Here is a 21,732-nt window from a genome sequence, read left to right on the forward strand (position 1 = left end):
GTTGAAGAGATACATAATATAAAAAGAAGAGCATGAATAACCTGTTGAATATAAAATCGTTTCTGAAATTCCTGAAAGGGAATAAGGCATACACGGCGATTGACGTGTTCGGACTGTCGGTATCGTTGATGTTCGTTATCCTGATCGCCGTTTACACCGTGCAGGAATTATCTGTCGATAAGTTCCATACCGACGGTGATCGTATTTATGTGCTGACCAGCGATATGGGTCCGGTTTCCGGTCTACCGATAGCTTATAACCTGAAGGAGCGTTATCCGGAGATCGAAAAGGTCTGTCCGGTCATTTCCACCGGAGTCGCCCCTCAAACTGTAAAAAGAAACGAGACAAAACTGACTGCAAAGGTCATAGCTACCGACTCATGCTTCTTCAATTTCTTCTCTTTCAAACTGCTGGAGGGGGATGCGAAGCGGGCATTGGAAGACAGAGGAAATGTGGTGCTCTCGCGTACCTTCGCCAACAAACTATTTGGTACCGAAAGCCCGGTAGGACAAAGTGTCGTGATCGGCGATTCAACATCTTACATGGTTGGCGGTGTTATGGAAGATATCAAAAACTCAACCATCCCTTATGCCGATCTGCTGATGCGTGCCGAACGTGCGAATGAGTTTAACGGCTCGATCAGTATGGAGCATTCCGGAAATGCCGGTGCAGCCGTTCCTTTCCTGATGATGAAACCGGGCGCCGACCTGACTCCGAAGATCGATGATATACTTAGTTATTTCAAGGAATCGTTCTGGCCTTATAAGCAGGGTATGTGGAAAGAAGTCGGTTTGATGCCTTTACATGATATGTATTTTAGTGGTTCGCAAGGGTTCGGAGCCGTTCAGTTCGGTAATAAACGTTTCGTTATCGTACTGTTGTCCGTTGGTATCCTGATTTTGATCTTTGCGATATTCAACTATATAAACCTGACAGTGGCACAGGCCGGTCAGCGGGCTAAAGAGATGGCAACCCGCCGTTTGTTGGGGTCATCCCGTAAAGAGCTGTTCCTGCGCTTGATGGAGGAGTCTACTTTACTGACTGTTCTCTCTTTCGGAATAGGCTGGCTGTTGGCGCTTGCGGCGGTTCCTTTTGTAAATAACCTGTTGCAGACCAAGGTTGACATGTGGGCGACCTTCACGCCGGTATGGATCATGGCTGCCATCGTGCTGATCTTACTGATCGGTTTCCTTTCCGGGTTACTGCCGGCTGTGTTGATCTCGTCGGTGAAGCCGATCGATATTGTGCGCGGTACGTTCCGCCGGCAGACGAAGATGGTATTCAGTAAAATCTTCATCACTTTCCAGAACGGGATCACGATTGCGATGATCGCCGCTTCTATTGTCATGATTCTGCAATCGCGTCACCTGATCAGTGCACCACTCGGATACAATACAAAGAATATCCTGGAGATAAAAAATCACTTTGCCAACAACTCCGACCGTAATGCCGCCATCGACGAGTTCGGTCGCCAGTCTTTCGTTAAACGGGTCGGTCTGGTTGCCGGTATGCCGCTTAGCGGAAGTAATAATCAGTCTGCCGATTATGAAGGTAAGTTCCTCGGCTTCCAGCAATTCATCATGGATAGTACGGCATTCAACATGTTAGGCTATAAGATTGTCCGTGACAACCAGTTAGCCGAAAATAGCTGGTATGTGACCCAGAAGGCGATGAAGGATATGGAACTACCGGAGGATGCTCCCAGTTTTCTATGGAACAAAGAAGCTACACCGATAGCCGGTATTGTAAGTGATTTTCAGCAAGGCAATATTACGGATGAGACCCGTCCGGCTATGGTTCGTATCAGTGCCCGGAAAGATGTATATCCCTGGAGTATCCTTGTGGAAGTGGAAGGAAATACGTACACCGCTTACGAAAAAATACGTGATATATATAAAACGGCTTCCGGCGGACTGGATTTCGACGGTACTTATCTGGATGAGCAGGTGCAGAGGTCGTTTGAGGCGGAGCTACGTACCACCAAGATCGTTTCCATCTTCGCCGGAATAGCCATTCTGATCTCTATGCTGGGATTGTTGGCCATGTCGACTTACTTTATCCAGCAACGTTCGCAGGAGGTAGCTATCCGCAAGGTGTTCGGTTCGGATAACCGGGCTATTCTGTTCCGTCTGATCGGCGCATTCCTGATGTATGTCGGCATCGCTTTCGTAATTGCGACACCGGCTATCTGGTACTTTATGAGTAAGTGGTTGTCCGACTACTCTTACCGGATCTCCTTGAACCCGTTGATCTTTGTCGCTGCCGGTGTTTTTTGCCTGTTGATCTCATTTGTCACAGTCTTTTTCCAGAGTCATAAAGCAGCCAATGCCAATCCGGTGAATAGTATAGCCAATAAATAATATCTTACCTTTGTGCGGTAGATAAATGTTTGTTATATGAAAAGACTAATTAAAGTAATATCGATCGTTCTTTTGTCGGTCGCAGGGCTATTATTGATCGGAGTGTTATCCGTTCTCTGTTACAGCAGTGGAAAACTGGATAAACTAACAGACAGTCATGGTAAGGTCATTGAAAATGCTATTGCGGAAAAAGGTTGGTTGGATATCGGCGGTATCAAGCAAGGGTATTTCCTGCGTGGAGAAAACCCGGATAATCCGATCCTACTATTTCTTCATGGAGGGCCTGGAAGTCCGGAGTTGCCACTTTGTATAGCAGACGAAAAAGACGAACGCCTGGAAAAATACTTTACCGTCTGTTACTGGGATCAGCGGGGAGCGGGTATGACTTTCAGCCCAGACACCGACCTGGCAGGGATGACTGTCGAACAATTCATAGAAGATACCCGCCAGGTGACCGAATATCTGTGTAAACGTTTCGGACAAGGTAAAATATATCTGATGGGGCATTCGTGGGGTTCGTATCTAGGGATAAAGACCATCGGGAAATATCCCGAATTATATAAAGCCTATTTTGGTATAGGGCAGGTGAGCGACCAGCTCCAGTCGGAACGTGCAGCATACGACTATATGCTGGATCAGGCACAGGAAAGAGGCGATAAGAGTGCTGTAAAATCACTAAGTAAATGGGATAAGAATGCTGCCGGTTTCCCTTCAAACGATTATCTGTTTACCACCCGTTCTCTCCTGATGAATGAATACGGAATCGGAATAAAACATGAGAATAGCTCTATGATTGCTGTCATGATGGATCTGTTATACTTTAAAGGTTATACTTTTGGTGAGAAAATAAATTATCTTCGCGGAACAATGTTTTCAACAAGGAATATGTTTGGAAATGTTCTCAACGATAATCTTTTTGAAAGCTCCATTTCCTTCGATATTCCGGTTTACATTATTCAGGGCAAGTACGACTACCAGGTATCATACCGGTTGGCCAAGGAATACAGTGAGCGGATATCCGCTCCGGAAAAAGGATTTTACACAATGGAAAACTCTGCACATTCACCCAATCTGGAAGAACCGGAAAGGTTTGTAGAGATCGTCCGTTCCTGTGTCCAATAAATAGACAATAGTGTCTAATAATTAGACAGGCAGACTTTAACTATGAAAATTTACTTTGTTGATATATAGTGTATTATTCTGTTTGGCATGTATTTTGATGTTTGTTGTGTAGAGTTAGATGAATAAATAACACTATAAGATATGAATAATGTACTGAATTTTAATTCGTTTCTCAAGTTCTTAAGTAAGAACAAGGCGTATACGGCGATCGATGTTTTCGGATTATCTATTTCGCTGATGTTTGTTATCCTGATCACTGTTTATACCGCGCAGGAACTAGCAACCGACAAATTCCATGAGAACAGGGATCGCATTTATGTGATAGGAAATGAAAGCGGCCCGGCCACTGCTCTTCCTATACCTTATCGTTTACAGGATCGTTATCCGGAGATAGAGAAAGTTTGTCCGGTCATTGCCGACTATTTCAATAACTGGCAGGTTTTTTACGGGGATAAGAAGCTGAAGGCATCTATGACCTGTGTCGACTCTACTTTCTTCGATTTCTTTTCCTTTAAACTATTGGAAGGCAATCGCCATCAGGCATTACAGGATAGTTACAACGCCGTTGTCTCCAAAACTTTTGCCAACAAAATGTTCGGACAGGATGATCCGATGGGGAAAAGCATCCGTATCAGCGACTCAACTTCCGTTATTGTTACAGGGGTGATAGAAGACATACGTAAGTCAGTCCTTCCGCCCAGTGATATACTGATCCGTATAGAACGTGTCGGAGAGTTTAATAGTGGGCTGACCAAGACCTCTTATAATAATGCCGGTGCCACTGCCGGTTTCCTGATGCTGCATGAAGGAGCCGACCTGCGGGGGAAAATAGACGACATTCATGAATTCTTTAAAGAATCTTTCTGGCCTTATCAAATAGATGTATGGAAAGAAATTACGATAACGCCGTTGAATGAACTTTATTTTGCCTCATTCCCATACTCAAGCTTACAACACGGAGACCGTAACTTCGTATTGGTACTGATGTCTGTCGGCATCCTGATCCTGATCTTTGCTATCTTCAATTACATCAACCTGACGGTTGCACAGGCCGGACAGCGGGCGAAGGAGATGGCTACACGCCGTTTACTGGGCTCCTCACGTGGAGAATTATTCCTGCGCCTGATGCTGGAATCGTTATTCCTCACCCTGATATCGTTTGGTCTGGGTCTATTGCTGGCTATGGCGGCAGTACCTTATGCCGATGGATTGCTGAATACACATTTATACCTGACAGATCTTTGTACTCCGGGGTGGATCGGAATTGCAGCAGGAGTGATCCTATTGATCGGTTTTCTTTCCGGATTATTACCGGCTCTGCTTATCTCTTCCTCGAAACCGATAGAGGTGGTACGCGGTACATTCCGCCGGCAAACAAAGATGGTATTCAGTAAATGCTTTATCACTTTTCAGAATATCATTACGATAGCCACACTCGCGGCAGCTTTGGTGATGGGGCTTCAGATTTCCCATATGATTAAGGCTCCATTAGGTTATAATACAAAGAATATCCTTGTGGCCGAGAACCAGTTCAATTCTGATAGCGAGCGTGCAGCTGCTGTAGACAAACTGCGCCAGTTGACATGTGTCAAATCGATTGGCTTCAGTAACGGAACTCCTTTCAGCGGAACCAACAACCTGACAGGTGTTTATGAAGGCAAATCTCTTAGTTTCCAGCAGATGGTTCTCGACAGTGCTTCCTTTAAGATGCTGGGGTTGGAGATTAAGCATGATAACCAGGTGGCTTCGACAAATAGTTGGAGTTGGTATCTGTCTGAACGGGCATTCCGGGATATGGATATACCGGAAGATGCCAAGGTTTTTAATCTCAAAGACAGTGAACCCTCACCAATTTTAGGTGTATTGAAAGATTTCCATCTGCGCCGTATCACAGACGAAAGTTCTCCTATCATGCTGCGTTTTAAAGACTTCAATGAGCCGAACAGCTGGCCCTGGCATGTTTTGATAGAAGTGGAAGGCAATCCTTATACTGCATATAATGAAGTACGTAAGATATTTGAAGATGTTACTAAGGTAGAGTTTGAAGGTAAATATCTGGATGACCAGATACAGGAATCGTTCGACTCGCAGATACGTTTGGTGAAGATCGTTTCGATATTTGCCGGTATTGCTATCCTGATCTCGCTGCTGGGATTGCTGGCTATGTCTACTTACTTTATTCAGCAACGTTCGCAGGAGGTAGCTGTCCGCAAAGTATTCGGATCGGATAATAAGGCGATATTGATGCGGTTGGTTGGTACATTTCTGAATTATGTGGCAATAGCCTTTGTCATCGCAACACCGATTATATGGTATATCATGAAGCAATGGCTGTCGGATTATTCATACAGGATCAGTCTGAATCCGCTTATCTTTATAGCGTCCGGTGCTTTCTGCCTGTTGATCTCATTTGTAGCCGTGTTCGTTCAGAGTTACTATGCAGCCAATGCCAATCCGGTGGATAGTATAGCTGGTAAATAACTTATGATAGCTGTTTTCGGAAAAAGTGCCTTCATGCCTTCATTTAATTGTTTATCCATTGATATGCAATAGGTGTAGATATGAAGGCACTTCCTTTTTGCCTTCATCCGATGAACCCGCAATTTTCAGATGAAGGCAAACTGAATACCGGGTTCATATGGTAACTATCATATTTTCAGTGAAATAATGGCTGAATGAAGGCATGAACCCAAAATTCCCAAAAACATTTTTCAGAATAAATATCCGATAGCTGCGGTGTAGGATAAAATTAGCTCCCGACCTGTTAGAAATGGGTCGGGAACTATTTTAAATGGGTGCCTACCCGTTGGCGAACCGGTGCCTACCCGTTCAGAAAAAGGCTTACGCTTTTCCCTATAAAGTAGTACGCTTTTCCCTATAGGGTAGGTGATGCCACCCTATAGAGTAAGCAACCTCACCCTATAGGGCTGAAGGTGCCGTACTATAGAGCTAGCGTGCTGTCTCAGTAGTCCTGGCGCATGTAAAAAAACTAGACAGGACTGTCTAATATTTTGACAGATGTTGAATTAAGTTTATTTGTATATGCTTGATAATTAATTATTTGTAGTTTTGGCATGCAATTTGAACGTTAGAAAGCATAGAAGATGAAATAACAAAAAACATTGTACTGATGAGAACGATATTGCGTAACTTTATTAACGTACTGCGCCGTTTCAAGATGGCGTCTTTTCTGAATATAGTAGGGCTGACTGTTGCTTTTACGGCTTTCCTGGTGATTATGATGCAAGTTAAATACGAGCAGACTTTCGACCGGTGCTATCCGACGGCTTCACGTATCTGCCGGGTAGATGTGAAACACGGAGAAAAAGACGTTTACGCTTCCATATTACCCCGCGCATTAGCCGATGCCGTATTTACCTCATCTCCCCATATCGAAGGCTCTGTATTGCTAAGACCTTCCGGTGGGGATGTGTATGTAACGGTAGGAGAGGAGAACAATCGGAAAGGTTTCAAAGAATCGGTCATCGCCTGTTATCCGGGATTTGTCGATGTGTTTCAACCTTCTATACAAGAAGGCGTTGCCACCTGCTTGGAAGATCCGGAGAAGGTGCTTATCCCCGAAAGCATGGCTAAACGAATGTTCGGTAAAGAATCGGCCCTGGGAAAAGTCATTTATTGTCAGGACTATATATGGTACATGGATCAGAAAAATTTTACTGTCGGCGGTGTCTATAAAGATTTTCCTGAAAACTCGCAGATGCCCAATGCCATTTATGCCCGGATGAAGGAGGATTGGGCGAAAAACGATTGGTATTCCCAGAACTTCACGGGTTACCTTTTGCTCGACTCACCCGCATCCCGTCAGGAGGTGGAAGACAATTTCAACAAAACCTTCGACTTTTCTAAATATGGCGACGGCGACCAGACGAAGATGCACCTGATCCCTATGACTGATATTTATTATATGCCCGGTCAATACGAAGACTTAACTAAAACCGGCAATCTCGGTACCATGCGCTTATTGGTATTGATTGCCATACTGATCATCATCATTGCCGGGATCAATTTTACGAACTTCAGTACCTCGCTGGCACCAATGCGAATCAAGAGCATCAATACGCAGAAGGTCTTAGGCAGTTCGACTGTCAGCCTGCGGACGAGTCTGGTAGTCGAGGCGATCGCTATCTGTCTGTTTTCCTGCCTGCTCTCTTTCCTGCTCACCTGGATGTTGCACAGGGCAGGCGTTCTTTCATTCGTTGAAGCAGATACGAACCTGTTTCACTATACTTCCCTGATATTTATGATGGCGGGGATAGCCATCCTGTTAGGAACGGTAGCCGGATTGTATCCGGCATGGTACATGACCTCTTTCCAACCGGCATTGGTCTTGAAAGGTAGTTTCGGACTATCCACTTCGGGACGGAAGTTACGTATGATCCTGATCGGTTTCCAGTATGTCGTCTCTATCGGTTTGATTATCGGTTCCATCTTCATACAGCTTCAGAATAACTATATGCGTTCTTTCAAACTCGGGTTTGATAAAGACCAGATCGCTATGATTCTCCTGAGCACCGATATGGCCGGACAGTCGGGCGAACTGTTGGAGAATCGCCTCAAAGAACATGTCGCCATCGAAAACGTAGGCTTTGCTAGCGACAAGGTTGGCGCCTCGAACAACTATTCGGCAAATAATTTCATTTGCAACGATAAAGAATTTAACTCGGAAATAGTATATGCCTCGTGGAACTTACTCGATGTATTGGGAATACCCATCATCAGTGGTCGCGATTTCACTCGCTCGGATGCACAGAACGATTCCACGTACACCTGTGTTTTCACCAGCAACGTACAAGAACTCGTACCCGATATGGAGCCCAATCACCTGCTGAAGAAGAGTTGGATGGGTATCGGGCATGTGGCCGGCTTTATCGAAGGCGTGAAAATCTCGTCGTTGCGCACATTTACCCGGCCACTGGTTTTCATCGTTACCAAGCGACAGGTAACCCCTGTCTGCTATATCCGCCTGGCGGCCGGAAGCAATGTGGAAGACGCTGTAGCCCATATCCAACAGGTTATTGCTGATATCGACCCGGCGTATCCGTTCACGATAGAGTTTTACGATACTGTATTCAATAACCTCTATCATAAGGAACAGTATTTGAAAAAGATGATAACTTTGTTCAGCCTGCTGGCTATCGTACTGTCGATCGTAGGCGTCTTTGGCTTGGTTGTCTTTGAAACACAATACCGCCGGAAAGAGATCGGAGTACGTAAAGTATTTGGGGCGACGGTAGGAGAGATCCTGAATATGTTCAATAAGTCTTATCTGCGTATTGTGGCGATCTGTTTCGTTATCGCTGTTCCTTTCGCTTATTATGGCGTACATAAATGGTTGGAGAGCTTCTCCGACAAGACACCGATCTATTGGTGGGTATTTGCACTGGCCTTTGTGATTGTGGCGGCTATTACCATGCTGACGGTCACGTTCCAGAACTGGAAAGCGGCTAATGAGAATCCGGTGAATAGTGTCAAGAGTGAATAATTAAACAATAATATATTATGAGTAATCTATTAAATTTAAAATCTTTCTTTAAGTTCCTGGCACGGAATAAAGGATATACTATCATCGACTTGTTCGGTCTGTCGGTATCATTAATGTTCGTTATCCTGATCGCCACTTATGTGACCAGCGAGCTGACGACCGATCGCTATCATGAAAACGTGGATCGTACCTATGTGCTGACTGATGGTGAATATATGGGGTCTGCCTATCAGATAGGTTATCGCCTGGAAGAACGTTATCCGGAGATTGAAAAAGTGTGTCATGTTATGACACGCGTTTTTGATAAAACGCCGCTTCAGAAAGGTGATATGAACCTGACGGCCAACCTGATGCTTGCCGATACTACTTTTTTCGACTTTTTCAGTTTTCCGCTGGTAAGAGGAGATAAGAACACTGTATTGGCAGCCAGAAACTCCGCCGTGATCTCCCAATCTTTTGCCAACCGTTATTTTGCCGATGAAGATCCGATGGGCAAAACGATCCGTATCAACGACAAATTATCGCTGACCGTCAACGGGATTATGAAAGATATCAGCAACTCCGTTATCCCCTATCAGGATATCCTTTTCCGGATCGAAAATGTTCACCTTCTGGCAGAGGATGAAGGCGTGTTCGGCAACTATAACAGTTATGGAGCCACCAACGTTTTCGTGATGCAACGGGCTGGTGCTGACATTACTGCGCGCTCGGCCGATATCCGCGAATATTTCGCAACCTTCCTCCGGTCATTTGAAGAAGACAAATCGAAGGGTATCCATTTTGTGCCTCTGAAGAAACTTTATTTCTGGGAACAAACCAGTCCCTGGGGTATGTACACTATCGAGCGCGGTAACTGGCAATTCGTTATGATCCTGATGTCCGTAGGCCTGCTCATCCTGATCTTCGCTATAATCAACTATGTCAACCTGACGGTAGCACAAACCGGTTTCCGTGCTAAAGAGATGGCTACCCGTCGTCTGCTTGGCTCATCGCGTAAGGAACTTTTCTCACGTTTGATCATGGAATCGACGCTGATGACGGCTGTTTCTTTCCTGTTCGGATTGCTGTTGGCTTTCGTATTCGCTCCGTATGCCGGTAATCTGTTGGATAGGAAGATCGATCTGCTTGGCATGTTCACTCCATTGAACAGTATGATCGTGATACTCCTGATCGCCCTCACCGGCTTTATCTCTGGATTGTTGCCGGCCATTGTGATCTCCAATGCCAAGCCTATCGAAGTAGTACGCGGTACGTTCCGTAAGCAGACGAAGATGGTGTTTAGCAAGTTTTTCATCGTCTTTCAGAATACTATTACCATCTGCCTGATTGCCGCTTCGCTTACCATGTTTTTGCAGGTGAGATATATGATTAAGGCTCCTCTCGGCTATAATACGACCAACATTATCGACATAAACGGTATGGAGCTGCCCGACGAGCAGACCTGTTTCACGCTTATGAACGAACTGAAACAACTGGCCAGCGTCGATCGTGTCGGAGCCGGACTGGGAACCCCTTTCAATATGGGAATGAATTACACTGCCCGTTACGCGGACGGTAAGAAAATCAGCTTCCAGATGCTCCGTTGCGACAAGTCGTATGCCGGTATCCTCGGCTTTGAATTCCTGCGCGATAACCATGTGGCCAATTCGTCTCGCTATTATCTCACCGAGAGTGCCATGCGTGCCTTGGAACTGTCCGACGATGCCAGTACCGTCGACCTTTCCCACTGGGGTACCCAGCCCCTGGCGGGTATTGTACGTGACTTCCAGCTGCGTAATATCCTGCAACAAAACAGCCCGATGTTCATCATTCTGAAAGATAACCCGAAAGATCTTGAAGATAAGCCTTGGAACATTCTCGTTGAAGTGAGTGGTGATCCCTATGTTGCCCGCCAGAAAGTAGCCGACACTTTTAAACAGGTGACCGGCATGGACTTTACCGGTAAGTTTATGGATGAGCAGGTTGAAGAATCGTTTGCCGTTCAGGAAAGAACACTGACCATCGTAGTGATCTTCGCCTTCATCGCCATCCTGATCTCCTTGCTGGGATTGCTGGCCATGTCGACCTATTTTATCCAGCAACGTTCTTCCGAGATAGCCGTACGTAAAGTTTTCGGTTCAACGGACATACAAGTTCTTGTCCGATTGGTTAAAGCATTCCTTACCTATGTGGCGATTGCCTTTATCATCGCCATACCGCTGATCTGGCATTTCATGAACGGTTGGCTGGTCGATTATTCATACCGAATCACGTTGTCTCCGTGGATATTTGTCGTATCCGGATTGTTCTGTCTGTTGGTTTCATTTGTAACCGTATTTATACAGAGCTATCAGGCGGCAACAACCAATCCGGTAGAGAATATAAAGGATAATTGATCCTTCCGGATTAACGGTATTGATTTGTAAAGAAACTAGACAGTCCTGTCCAATTATTGGACAGGACTTCTTTTTATGTACAGGTTTATATGGTTGGTGTTTAGTGTGTTATCCCTTTTGGCACGCATTTTGAATAGAATAAGGTATCTAATGAATAGTAGTAATATAAGGTGTGAGTAAAACCAAATTGTTGATGAACCATGAGTAATATTTTGAATTTTAAATCCTTCCTTAATTTCTTAGGGAGGAACAAGGCCTACACGGCTATCGACCTGTTCGGCTTATCCGTATCACTGATGTTTGTGATTCTGATTGCCAGTTATGTAGTCGGTGAACTGTCGACCGATCGCTATCACGAAAAAGCGGAACGTATTTATGAATTAAGTAACGGGAGGGATATAGGATCTGCTTTTGAGATTGGGTACCGTCTGGAAGAACGTTATCCGGAGATTGAAAAAGTATGCCATGTATTCTGTAACATCTTTGACCATCTTCCTATTCAGAACGGTGACCAGAACCTGACGGTAAACCTGATGCTTGCCGATACGACTTTTTTCGATTTCTTCAATTTCCCTTTGGTAAAAGGTAATTGGGAGCAGGCGTTGGCTGCTAAAAACTATGCCGTGATATCCGAGTCTTTTGCCAACAAATATTTTGGAAATGAGGATCCGATAGGGAAAACGATCCGTGTCAAAGAGGATCTGACCCTGGTTGTCAACGGAGTGATGAAGGATATACGGCATTCCGTTATCCCCGATAAAGATATTTTGGCACGGGTAGATAATCTGAAGGCAGTAGGATATGATATGTTCGATAATTATAACAGTGCCGGAGCTGTCAATGTGTTTGTCATGGAACGTGCCGGAGCCGATATATCTTCCCGGTCGGAAGAAATAAAGGACTGGTTTAAAACATTCTTTTGGATATATGAACGGGAGTTGTCGACTGTTGTAGAGTTTATCCCACTGAAGAAGCTGTATTTCTGGGAACCGGAAGGACAACTCGGGTCGGTTACGATAGAGAGGGGTGACTATAAATTTGTAGTTATTTTATTATCGGTCGGCCTGCTTATCCTGTTGTTTGCTATTATCAATTATATCAACCTGACAGTGGCACAAACAGGTTTCCGGGCAAAAGAGATGGCTACCAGGCGTTTACTGGGCTCTTCGCGGAAAGAGCTGTTTGCGCGCCTGATCATGGAATCTACCATGTTGACTACGATTTCTTTTCTGCTCGGTTTATTGCTGGCCTTTTTCTTTGCTCCCTTTGCCAGCGACCTGTTGCAGAAAAAGATAGATATTACCGAAATGGTTACTCCGCTGAATGGATTGATTGTCATTCTTCTGATCACCTTGACCGGATTTGTGGCCGGGCTATTACCGGCTATCGTGATTTCGAATGCAAAACCGATCGAAGTGGTGAGGGGAACTTTCCGTAAACAGACAAAGATGGTATTCAGCAAGTTCTTCATTATTTTTCAGAATGTGATAACGATCTGTCTGGTTGCTGCTTCGATTACTATGTTTTTGCAGATAAGATATCTGGTCAATGCCCCGTTAGGCTATAATTCGACCAATATCATCGATATTTACGGAGGGGAGCTGCCGGATCGCAAGACTGGTTACACCCTGGTGAACGAATTGGAACAGCTGGCCTGTGTAAACCGGGTCGGGGTGTCGGAAGGTACTCCTTTCAGTATGGGAATGAACTTTACCGGTGTTTACGACGGTAAGAATATCAGTTCGCAGGAGTTCCGTGGAGATAAGACCTTTTTCGATATGCTCGGTTTTGAAATCCTGCGGGATAATCAGGTGGCGGGAACTGTGCGCTACTATCTTTCCGAGGAGTTTATGAAGGTATTGGAATTACCGGAGGATGCCCGTTCTTACAAACACAGGAATTGGGAGGAAGTACCGCTGGCCGGTATCGTTAAAGATTTCCAGTTGAATAATATCCTGACAGCGAAACGTCCGACAGTCGTAATGATTTGTTCGAATAGGGATGATGTGAGACTGCGTAGTATCACTGTCGAAGTAAAAGGAGATCCGTTTGTGGCCCGTAAAGAGGTGGCGGCTGTTTATGGGAAGTTGACAGGTCTGGAGTTTTCGGGAATGTTTATCAATGAACAGGTTGAAAAATCGTTTACAGCCCAGAAAAGGACTTTAAAGATTGTAATGATCTTTGCCGTGATCGCTGTCCTTATCTCGTTGTTGGGGTTGTTGGCTATGTCGACTTATTTCATACAGCAACGTTCGTCCGAAATAGCCGTGCGTAAAGTATTCGGTTCAACAAACGCACAGGTTCTTATCCGGTTAGTAAAGGCTTTTCTGATGTATGTGGCAATCGCTTTCGTTATTGCTGTACCGCTCGTCTGGTACTTTATGAACGGATGGCTGGCAGACTATTCCTATCGTATCGAACTTTCACCGTGGATATATGCCACTGCCGGGTTGTTCTGTCTGATTATTTCTTTTATTACCGTATTAGTACAAAGCTATCAGGCGGCTATTTCCAATCCGGTAGAGAATATTAGGGATAATTAATATACTCTTTATGTCTAAATATTTTACACCAGTGTCTAATATTTAGACATATACTATAATTCTTTGAATATTCAATATTCTGATATTTAGTGTGTTGGCTGTTTTGGCACGCAATTTGAATCAATCTAAATAAAAAGTACATCTAATGAAAACAATTCTTCGTAACTTTATCAGTGTATTGCGCCGCTTCAAGATGGCGACAATTCTTAATATCCTGGGACTATCTGTTGCCTTTGCCGCTTTTATGGTGATCATGATGCAGGTAGACTATGATAAGAACTTCGACACATTCCATAAGAATGCCGATAATATCTATCGGGTAGAATTACAATGGGATAAATCATCGACACAGGTTGTCCTCTCGCGTCCGTTATGTAACGTTTTTACTGATTTCTCTCCGCATATTCTGGCCGGTGCAGTTACTATTCCTTTCTACAATGAAACCTTTTATGGGGTAGACCGGGGAGGATTTATAGATACCTATATGGAACCGACCATTGCTGTCGATCCTTCTTTCATGGATGTATTCGATTTCGAAATGCTGGAAGGCTCGGCCGAAACCCTGAACGAACCGGATAGAGTATTGATACCGGAAAGCCTGTCGCAGAAGATTTTCGGACAGGAATCGGCTATCGGTAAGCGGATCACTGCGAAAGAGAGTAAAGGACGGTTGGCCGGTTATTTTACAACAAAAGAAGGTGGTTATACGATTGGTGGTGTCTATAAGGATCTTCCCCGTAATAGTATCATCCGGAATGCAGTGTTTACGAAACTGGATGAAAAGCAGGATTTGCATGACTGGGGGAATTCCAGCTACAACTTTTATATCCGGCTCGACAATCCTGAATCGGCTAAAGAGCTGGTAAATGACTTTCTGGAATATTACAGGAAAGATGATCTGGGGAAGAATATGTCGTGGTACTCCGGTGAACCGAATTTCCGTCTCACTCGTATACAAGATGTACATTATACTACGGATGTACTTTTCGATATGACTCCTAAATCGAGCAGGCAGACCGTACTGGTTCTTATTGCTATTTCATTGATTATACTGATCATTGCAGGCATAAACTTTACCAACTTCAGTACAGCCCTGACTCCGATGCGTGTAAAGAGTATCAATACGCAAAAGGTATTGGGTAGCTCTGACGGAGTATTACGTTTCTCCCTCTTGATGGAAGCGGTTTGTATCAGTGTAGTAGCTTATTTGTTGGCTTTATGGTTCGTCTATATTGCTGCGAAAACTCCTGTTGCGGGGTTAGTCGATGCCGATATGTCTTTCGCTGCGCATCCGCTGTTGCTTACCGTAACAGGTCTGATCGCACTGCTGACCGGTTTATTGGCGGGGCTTTATCCTTCTTATTATATGACTTCTTTCTCACCGGCATTGGTGCTGAAAGGTAGTTTCGGTTTGTCCCCTCAGGGACGGGTATTGCGTAATGCGCTTATCAGCATACAATTCATCGCTTCTTTTGTGCTGATCATCGGATCCATGTTTATGTATCTGCAAAATAATTTCATGCAAAGCAGCCCGTTGGGATATGATAAGGATCAGTTGATCGTGACGAGTATTACTGCGCCTATACTGAAGAGCTCGGATGCTTTCGAGAGTCGTTTGAAGTCTTTTGCCGGCATTGAAGATGTGACCTATGGCGAGTTTATGTTATCGAGCCAGGATCAGTATATGGAGTGGGGGCGTGAGTTGAGAGGACAAACCATACAATTCCAGTGTATGCCGATAGACCCGTCGTTCCTGAAAGTAATGAATATCCATGTAAATGAAGGCCGGGATTTCCGGGAAGAAGATGCCTTAACGGTTAATGGTGCGTTTATCTTTAATGAGCGGGCGAAGAATCTCTATGAACTTGTGCTGGGCGATAAGATTCAGGATGCCGATGTGGTAGGTTTTATCCCGGATATAAAGTTTGCTTCCTTCCGTACGGAAGTGACTCCGATGGCTTTCTACGTACGGGGTACAGGATATAGTGGAGGTGCTGCATATGCTTATGTAAAAGTAAAGGCCGGTTCGGATATGCGTGCGGCGATGACTCACGTAAAAGAGGTATTGGGAGAGATACATCCGGATTACCCGTTTGATATTAAGTTCTTCGATCAGGTTTTGAATACGTTGTATGAAAAAGAAGAGAGCCTGAGTTCGTTGATCACTTTGTTCAGTATGATCGCTGTATTTATCTCGATCGTAGGAGTATTTGGCCTGGTGGTATTCGACAGCCAGTACCGGAAAAAGGAAATCGGTATACGCAAAGTGATGGGATCGACTACTTCCGAGATTCTGATAATGTTTAATAAGACGTATGTGTATATATTATGTATTTGTTTTGTTGTGGCTGCCCCGGTTGCTTTCTATTCAATAAATAAATGGTTGGAAAGTTTTGCTTATAAGACCCCGATTTACTGGTGGGTATTTGTCATAGCTTTTATCCTGGTTTCCATGATCACGATCATTACGGTTACTTTCCAGAACTGGCGGGCGGCAAGAGAGAATCCGGTATTCAGTATCAAGAATGAATAGTTTATATTGTTTTTTTGTAGAATTATTTTAGTACAGTTCCGGATTGCCGGATTGTTTAAAAAGCCCTTGGATATCCAAGGGCTTTTTATTATATATTACAGGTCTTAGATGGAGAACAATCAATGTATATCCGGTAGATAGTTTTAAAAAGGAATAACAATTATGCAACGTTGATTAAATTATTACGTATCTATTGATATAGATATTCTATAGACAATCTTAAATCGAAGTAATAATTTAATTGTATATGAAAACTATTTTAAGGAACTTCATCAGCGTGCTTCGCCGTTTCAAAATGGCGACATTGCTGAATATACTGGGGTTAAGTATTGCCTTTACCGCCTTTATGGTGATAATGATGCAGGTGAATTACGACTACACATTCGACTCTTGTCAGCCGCAGGCTGATGCGATCTTCCGGTTGGATAAGGAGTATGAAGGAGGGTTAGGGTCTGTGGTCAGTCGTCCTTTTGCGAGAGCTTTTACGGAATCGTCGCCACATGTGAAGGGGGGCATGATTATGACTTCGTGGAATTCAGAGGTGTTTTACTATGTGGAACATAACGGGGAAAGGCAAAATTACCAGGATGCGATAACGGGAGTTACATCCGGTGTTACCCGCGTATTCCATTTTGATATGGTGGAAGGGAATGAAACGGCTTTGGATCAACCGGAGACTGCTATCATTCCCGAGAGTATGGCGCGTCGTCTTTTCGGCAATGAATCGGCAATGGGTAAACGGCTGATGAGCGTGGAAACGGGGAATACCCTCTATACGATCAGCGGTGTTTTTAAGGACTTCCCCCGTAACTCTTCCATGCGAAATATAATTTACAGGCAGATATCCCCGAAAGAGAATTATGATGCCTATGGAAACAATAATTATCATTTCTTTTTCCGTCTGGATGATCCGGCCAACATAGAAGATGTAAAAGAGAACTTTAAGAAGAATTTCGATGCGACTCTTCAGTTCGGTAAAGATTTTACCTGGGAAAGCGGTGGACTAGACTTGCGCCTCACGCCACTTCCTGAATTACATTTTCTGACTAATACCTCTTACGATACAATGCCGAAAGCTAGCCGGCAGACGGTACGTGTTCTGTTTGCCATCGCTTTCATTATCCTGTTGATAGCCGGTATCAACTTCACTAATTTCAGTACGGCGCTTACCCCGATGCGTATAAAGAGTATCAACACGCAGAAGGTATTGGGTAGTCCGGATAACGTACTTCGTCTTAGTTTGCTGGCGGAAGCTGTCATTGTGAGTGTGGTGGCTTATCTGATATCGCTGGGAATGTTGTTTGTGGCAAGCAAATCTTTTATTGCTTCCCTGCTGGATGCGGATATGGCTTTTTCGGCACAATCGGAGATTATTGTTGCAACGGCTATTATCTCATTGGTTGTCGGAGTGTTAGCCGGAGGATATCCTGCTTATTACATCACTTCTTTTCCGCCGGCGTTGGTGTTGAAAGGAAGTTTTGGGTTGTCGTCCAAGGGACGGGTACTTCGCAGTACGCTGGTCAGCATCCAGTTTATCGCTTCCTTTATCCTTATTATCGGTGCCATGTTCATGTATTTACAGAACCACTATATGCAAAATACACCGCTGGGATATGATAAAGACGAGCTGATCATTATTGAATTGAATAGTAAAATAAATAAGAATCTGGGTGTGTTGGAGAGCGAGTTGAAGACATTCTCCGGGATTGAAGAGCTGGCTTGTTCCGAACAGGTACTTTCAAGTCATGACTATTATATGGGGTGGGGACGTGACTATAAAGACCGGGAAATCAGCTTCCAATGTATTCCTGTTACCCCTTCTTTCCTGCATGCAATGGGGATAAAGGTGACGGAAGGCCGTGATTTCCGACCTGAAGACGATCTGAAAGATACCGGATGCTATATCTTTAATGAGAAAGCCCGTCAGACATACGACCTGGAACTGGGTGATAAAATCAACGGAGATGAGATAATCGGTTTTATGCCGGATGTGAAGTTTGCTTCCTTCCGCAACGAAGTATCGCCCATGACTTTTTATGTCTGGGGAAAGTACCGTTGGGGAGATGAAGGAAACAAGTATTATAGTGCCGCTTATGTCAGGGTAAAAGCCGGTAGCGACTTGCGGGCTGCAATGAAACATGTGAAAACATCGTTAACAAAGATCGATCCGGTTTATCCCTTCAAGGTTTCTTTCTATGATGAGATATTGCAGCGGACATATGTGAAGGAGTTGAAGATCAGTAATCTGATTACCTTATTCAGTGTGATAGCCATCTTTATTTCTATTGTCGGTGTATTCGGATTGGTTGTGTTCGAGAGCGAGTACAGGAGGAGAGAGGTCGCTGTCCGTAAAGTTCTGGGATCTTCTACATCACAGATATTGGTCATGTTCAATAGAGGATATTTGTTTATTCTGGTAATCTGCTTCCTGCTGGCAGCTCCGGTAGGATTCTATGGCGTGTATCGCTGGTTGGAAAACTTTGCTTATCGCACGCCGATGTACTGGTGGGTATTCCTGGTTTCTTTTGTAATCGTGTCAGTTATTACTTTTATTACCGTTACTTTCCAGAACTGGCAGGTCGCCAATTCCAATCCGGTGGATAGTATGAAGGCGGAGTAAGCGAGGTTTTAATTTCCTTTGTGAATGTCTAATAATTTGACACGACTGTCTAATTATTAGACATTCATTTTTAAGTGGTGTAGCGAATGTTTTTGATTGCTAAAGAGTTATCGTTCTGGCATGAAATTTGATTGAATTAAGTAAAAAAATCAATATGAATACGATATTACGAAACTTTATCAGCATTTTCCGCCGCTTCCAGATGGCCATTTTATTGAATATTCTGGGGCTGAGCATTGCTTTCGCGGCATTTATGGTGATCATGATGCAGGTGAGTTATGATTATACGTTCGATTCCTGTCAGCCGGAATCTGAAGCAATTTACCGGATGGATATGCAATACCAGGGAGAACTGATAGCAGTTATGAGCCGTCCTCTGGCAAGGGCTTTTACAGAATCGTCGCCGCATATCAAGGCCGGAGCTCTTATGACATTATGGGATTCCGACAGGTTTTACAGTATCGAACGGAACGGTGAGATACAAAATTTTAAGGATCCGATTGCGACAGTGACACCCGACTTTACCCGTGTTTTCCATTTCGATATGGTGGAAGGCGATGAAACAGCGCTGGAACAACCGAGTTCAGTCATGATTCCTGAAAGTATAGCGCATCGCCTGTTCGGTAATGAATCGGCTATCGGTAAACAATTGATGAGTGGGACATCGGGAAAGGTAGTCGCTACCGTCAACGGTGTTTTTAAAGATTTTCCCCGTAATTCATCTGTCCGCAATATAATTTATATGCAGATGGATCCGAAAGAAAATTACGATGAGTGGGGCAACAGTAATTATTTTTTCTTTTTCCGCATGGATGATCCGGCAAATACGGAAGATGTGAAGGAAAACTTCAAAAAGAATTTTGATAAAACAAAAATGGCCGGTTCTGATCTTGACTGGGAAAGAGATAAAATCGACCTGCATATTACTCCGCTTACCCAATTACATTTCCTGACCAACGTTTCTTACGATTCGATGCCGAAAGCCAGTCGCCAGACGGTACAGGTGCTATTTGCCATCGCTTTCATAATACTGCTGATTGCCGGTATCAATTTTACAAACTTCAGTACGGCATTGACGCCGATGCGTATAAAGAGTATCAATACGCAGAAGGTGCTCGGTAGTTCAGACGGCCTGCTGCGGCTGAGTTTGCTGGGTGAGGCAGTCATTATCAGTTTTGTGGCATATTTGATTTCGCTGGTGGCGTTGCACCTGGCGGAAAATTCGTTTATTGCTTCTCTGGTAGATGCCGATATGTCTTTCGGGGTGCAATGGAAAATTATCGGTGTTACAGGAATCATAGCTTTGTTGGTCGGTGCGTTGGCAGGGGCTTATCCGGCCTGTTATATCACCTCTTTCCCACCGGCCCTGGTGTTGAAAGGAAGCTTCGGGCTGTCGCCTAAAGGACGTGCGTTGCGGAGTACGCTGGTTAGTATTCAGTTTATAGCATCCTTTATCCTGATTATCGGTTCGCTATTCATGTTCCTGCAAAACCATTATATGCAAAGTGCGCCGCTTGGATACGATAAGGACGAACTGATTGTTATCGAGCTGAACGGTAAGATCAATAAAAACCTGGATGTGTTGGAAAGTGAAATGAAAACATTTTCAGGGATAGATGCTATCACGTGTGCAGACCAGATCTTGGCGAGCCGGGACTATTATATGGGTTGGGGACGGGATTATAAGGACAGGAATATCGATTTCCAATGTATCCCGGTTTCCCCGAGTTTCTTGCATGTCATGGGAATAAAAGTAATTGAAGGTCGTGATTTCCGGCAGGAAGATGATTTGAAAGATAAAGGAACATATATCTTTAATGAAAAGGCACGCGAGATGTATGACCTGGTAGTGGGTGAGCTGGTAGAAGGGGAAGAGATTGCCGGAATTATTCCAAATATCAAGTTTGCTTCTTTCCGTAACGAAGTATCGCCAATGGCTTTTTATATCGGAGGAAAGTATTGGAAGGGAAATGACGGGGTCCGCTATTACAGTACAGCTTATGTAAAAGTAAAAGCCGGTAGCGACTTATGGGGTGCAATGGAGCATGTAAAAGCTTCGCTGAGCAAGATCGATCCTGTCTATCCGTTCAAAGTTTCTTTTTACGATGAGGTGTTGCAACATACGTACGACAAGGAGTTGAAGATAAGTAACCTGATAACCCTGTTCAGTCTGATCGCTATATTTATCTCTGTTGTCGGTGTTTTTGGCTTGGTCATTTTCGAAAGTGAGCACAAACGCAAGGAAGTGGCAGTACGGAAGGTATTAGGTTCTTCTACTTCAGAGATACTGTTTATGTTCAACAAAAGCTATCTTTTGATCCTGTTGATCTGTTTTGTTCTGGCGGCTCCGGTTGCTTTCTATGGCGTGTACTGTTGGTTGGAAAACTTTGCTTACCGTACGCCGATATATTGGTGGGTATTTCTGGTAGCCTTTGTTATTGTTTCGGCCATCACTTTTATAACCGTTACTTACCAGAACTGGCAGGTGGCCAATTCGAATCCGGTGGAAAGCATAAAGTCAGAATAAGAAGGCTTTATATATTTCATTATCAATGTCTAATAATTTGACATCAGTGTCTAATTATTAGACATTGTTGTTTACTGATCGATTGCGTAATTGTTTGATATGTTGCGTATTACTGTTTTGGCATGCAATTTGAATGTTTATAACAAAAC

The 21,732-nt window shown here is 44.1% G+C and carries 9 protein-coding genes; all 9 read left to right on the forward strand.

Annotated elements, in window-relative coordinates:
• Positions 1 to 32 precede the first annotated feature (32 nt).
• The gene (locus tag HMPREF1212_RS07755) at positions 33 to 2,360 is read left to right on the forward strand and encodes an ABC transporter permease (protein ID WP_046148975.1); all 2,328 of its coding nucleotides are present in this window, start codon (positions 33 to 35) and stop codon (positions 2,358 to 2,360) included.
• A 36-nt stretch (positions 2,361 to 2,396) separates the two neighbouring features.
• Positions 2,397 to 3,482, forward strand: a complete 1,086-nt coding sequence (locus tag HMPREF1212_RS07760) for an alpha/beta fold hydrolase (RefSeq protein WP_052724937.1) — start codon at positions 2,397 to 2,399, stop codon at positions 3,480 to 3,482.
• Positions 3,483 to 3,623: 141 nt separating this feature from the next.
• A complete protein-coding gene (locus HMPREF1212_RS07765; protein WP_028727312.1) occupies positions 3,624 to 5,963 on the forward strand; it encodes an ABC transporter permease in 2,340 nt (779 codons plus the stop codon).
• Positions 5,964 to 6,612: 649 nt separating this feature from the next.
• Positions 6,613 to 8,985: an FtsX-like permease family protein gene (locus tag HMPREF1212_RS07770; RefSeq protein ID WP_046148976.1), complete on the forward strand. Its 2,373-nt coding sequence runs from the start codon at positions 6,613 to 6,615 to the stop codon at positions 8,983 to 8,985.
• Positions 8,986 to 9,002: 17 nt separating this feature from the next.
• Positions 9,003 to 11,360 (forward strand): ABC transporter permease, encoded by a 2,358-nt coding sequence (locus HMPREF1212_RS07775; protein ID WP_046148977.1) that lies wholly within the window; start codon positions 9,003 to 9,005, stop codon positions 11,358 to 11,360.
• 200 nt (positions 11,361 to 11,560) lie between these two features.
• Complete coding sequence (locus HMPREF1212_RS07780) at positions 11,561 to 13,903, forward strand: ABC transporter permease (RefSeq protein WP_046148978.1); 2,343 nt, start codon at positions 11,561 to 11,563, stop codon at positions 13,901 to 13,903.
• A 145-nt stretch (positions 13,904 to 14,048) separates the two neighbouring features.
• Positions 14,049 to 16,436 carry an ABC transporter permease gene (locus HMPREF1212_RS07785; protein ID WP_046148979.1) on the forward strand — a complete coding sequence of 796 codons (2,388 nt, stop codon included), beginning with the start codon at positions 14,049 to 14,051 and terminating at the stop codon, positions 16,434 to 16,436.
• A 247-nt stretch (positions 16,437 to 16,683) separates the two neighbouring features.
• Positions 16,684 to 19,056, forward strand: coding sequence for an ABC transporter permease (locus HMPREF1212_RS07790; protein ID WP_046148980.1), 2,373 nt, complete (start codon positions 16,684 to 16,686; stop codon positions 19,054 to 19,056).
• 154 nt (positions 19,057 to 19,210) lie between these two features.
• The gene (locus HMPREF1212_RS07795) at positions 19,211 to 21,583 is read left to right on the forward strand and encodes an ABC transporter permease (protein ID WP_046148981.1); all 2,373 of its coding nucleotides are present in this window, start codon (positions 19,211 to 19,213) and stop codon (positions 21,581 to 21,583) included.
• Positions 21,584 to 21,732: the final 149 nt, after the last annotated feature.

It is taken from the genome of Parabacteroides sp. HGS0025 (assembly GCF_000969845.1).
Taxonomy (GTDB): Bacteria; Bacteroidota; Bacteroidia; order Bacteroidales; family Tannerellaceae; genus Parabacteroides; species Parabacteroides gordonii.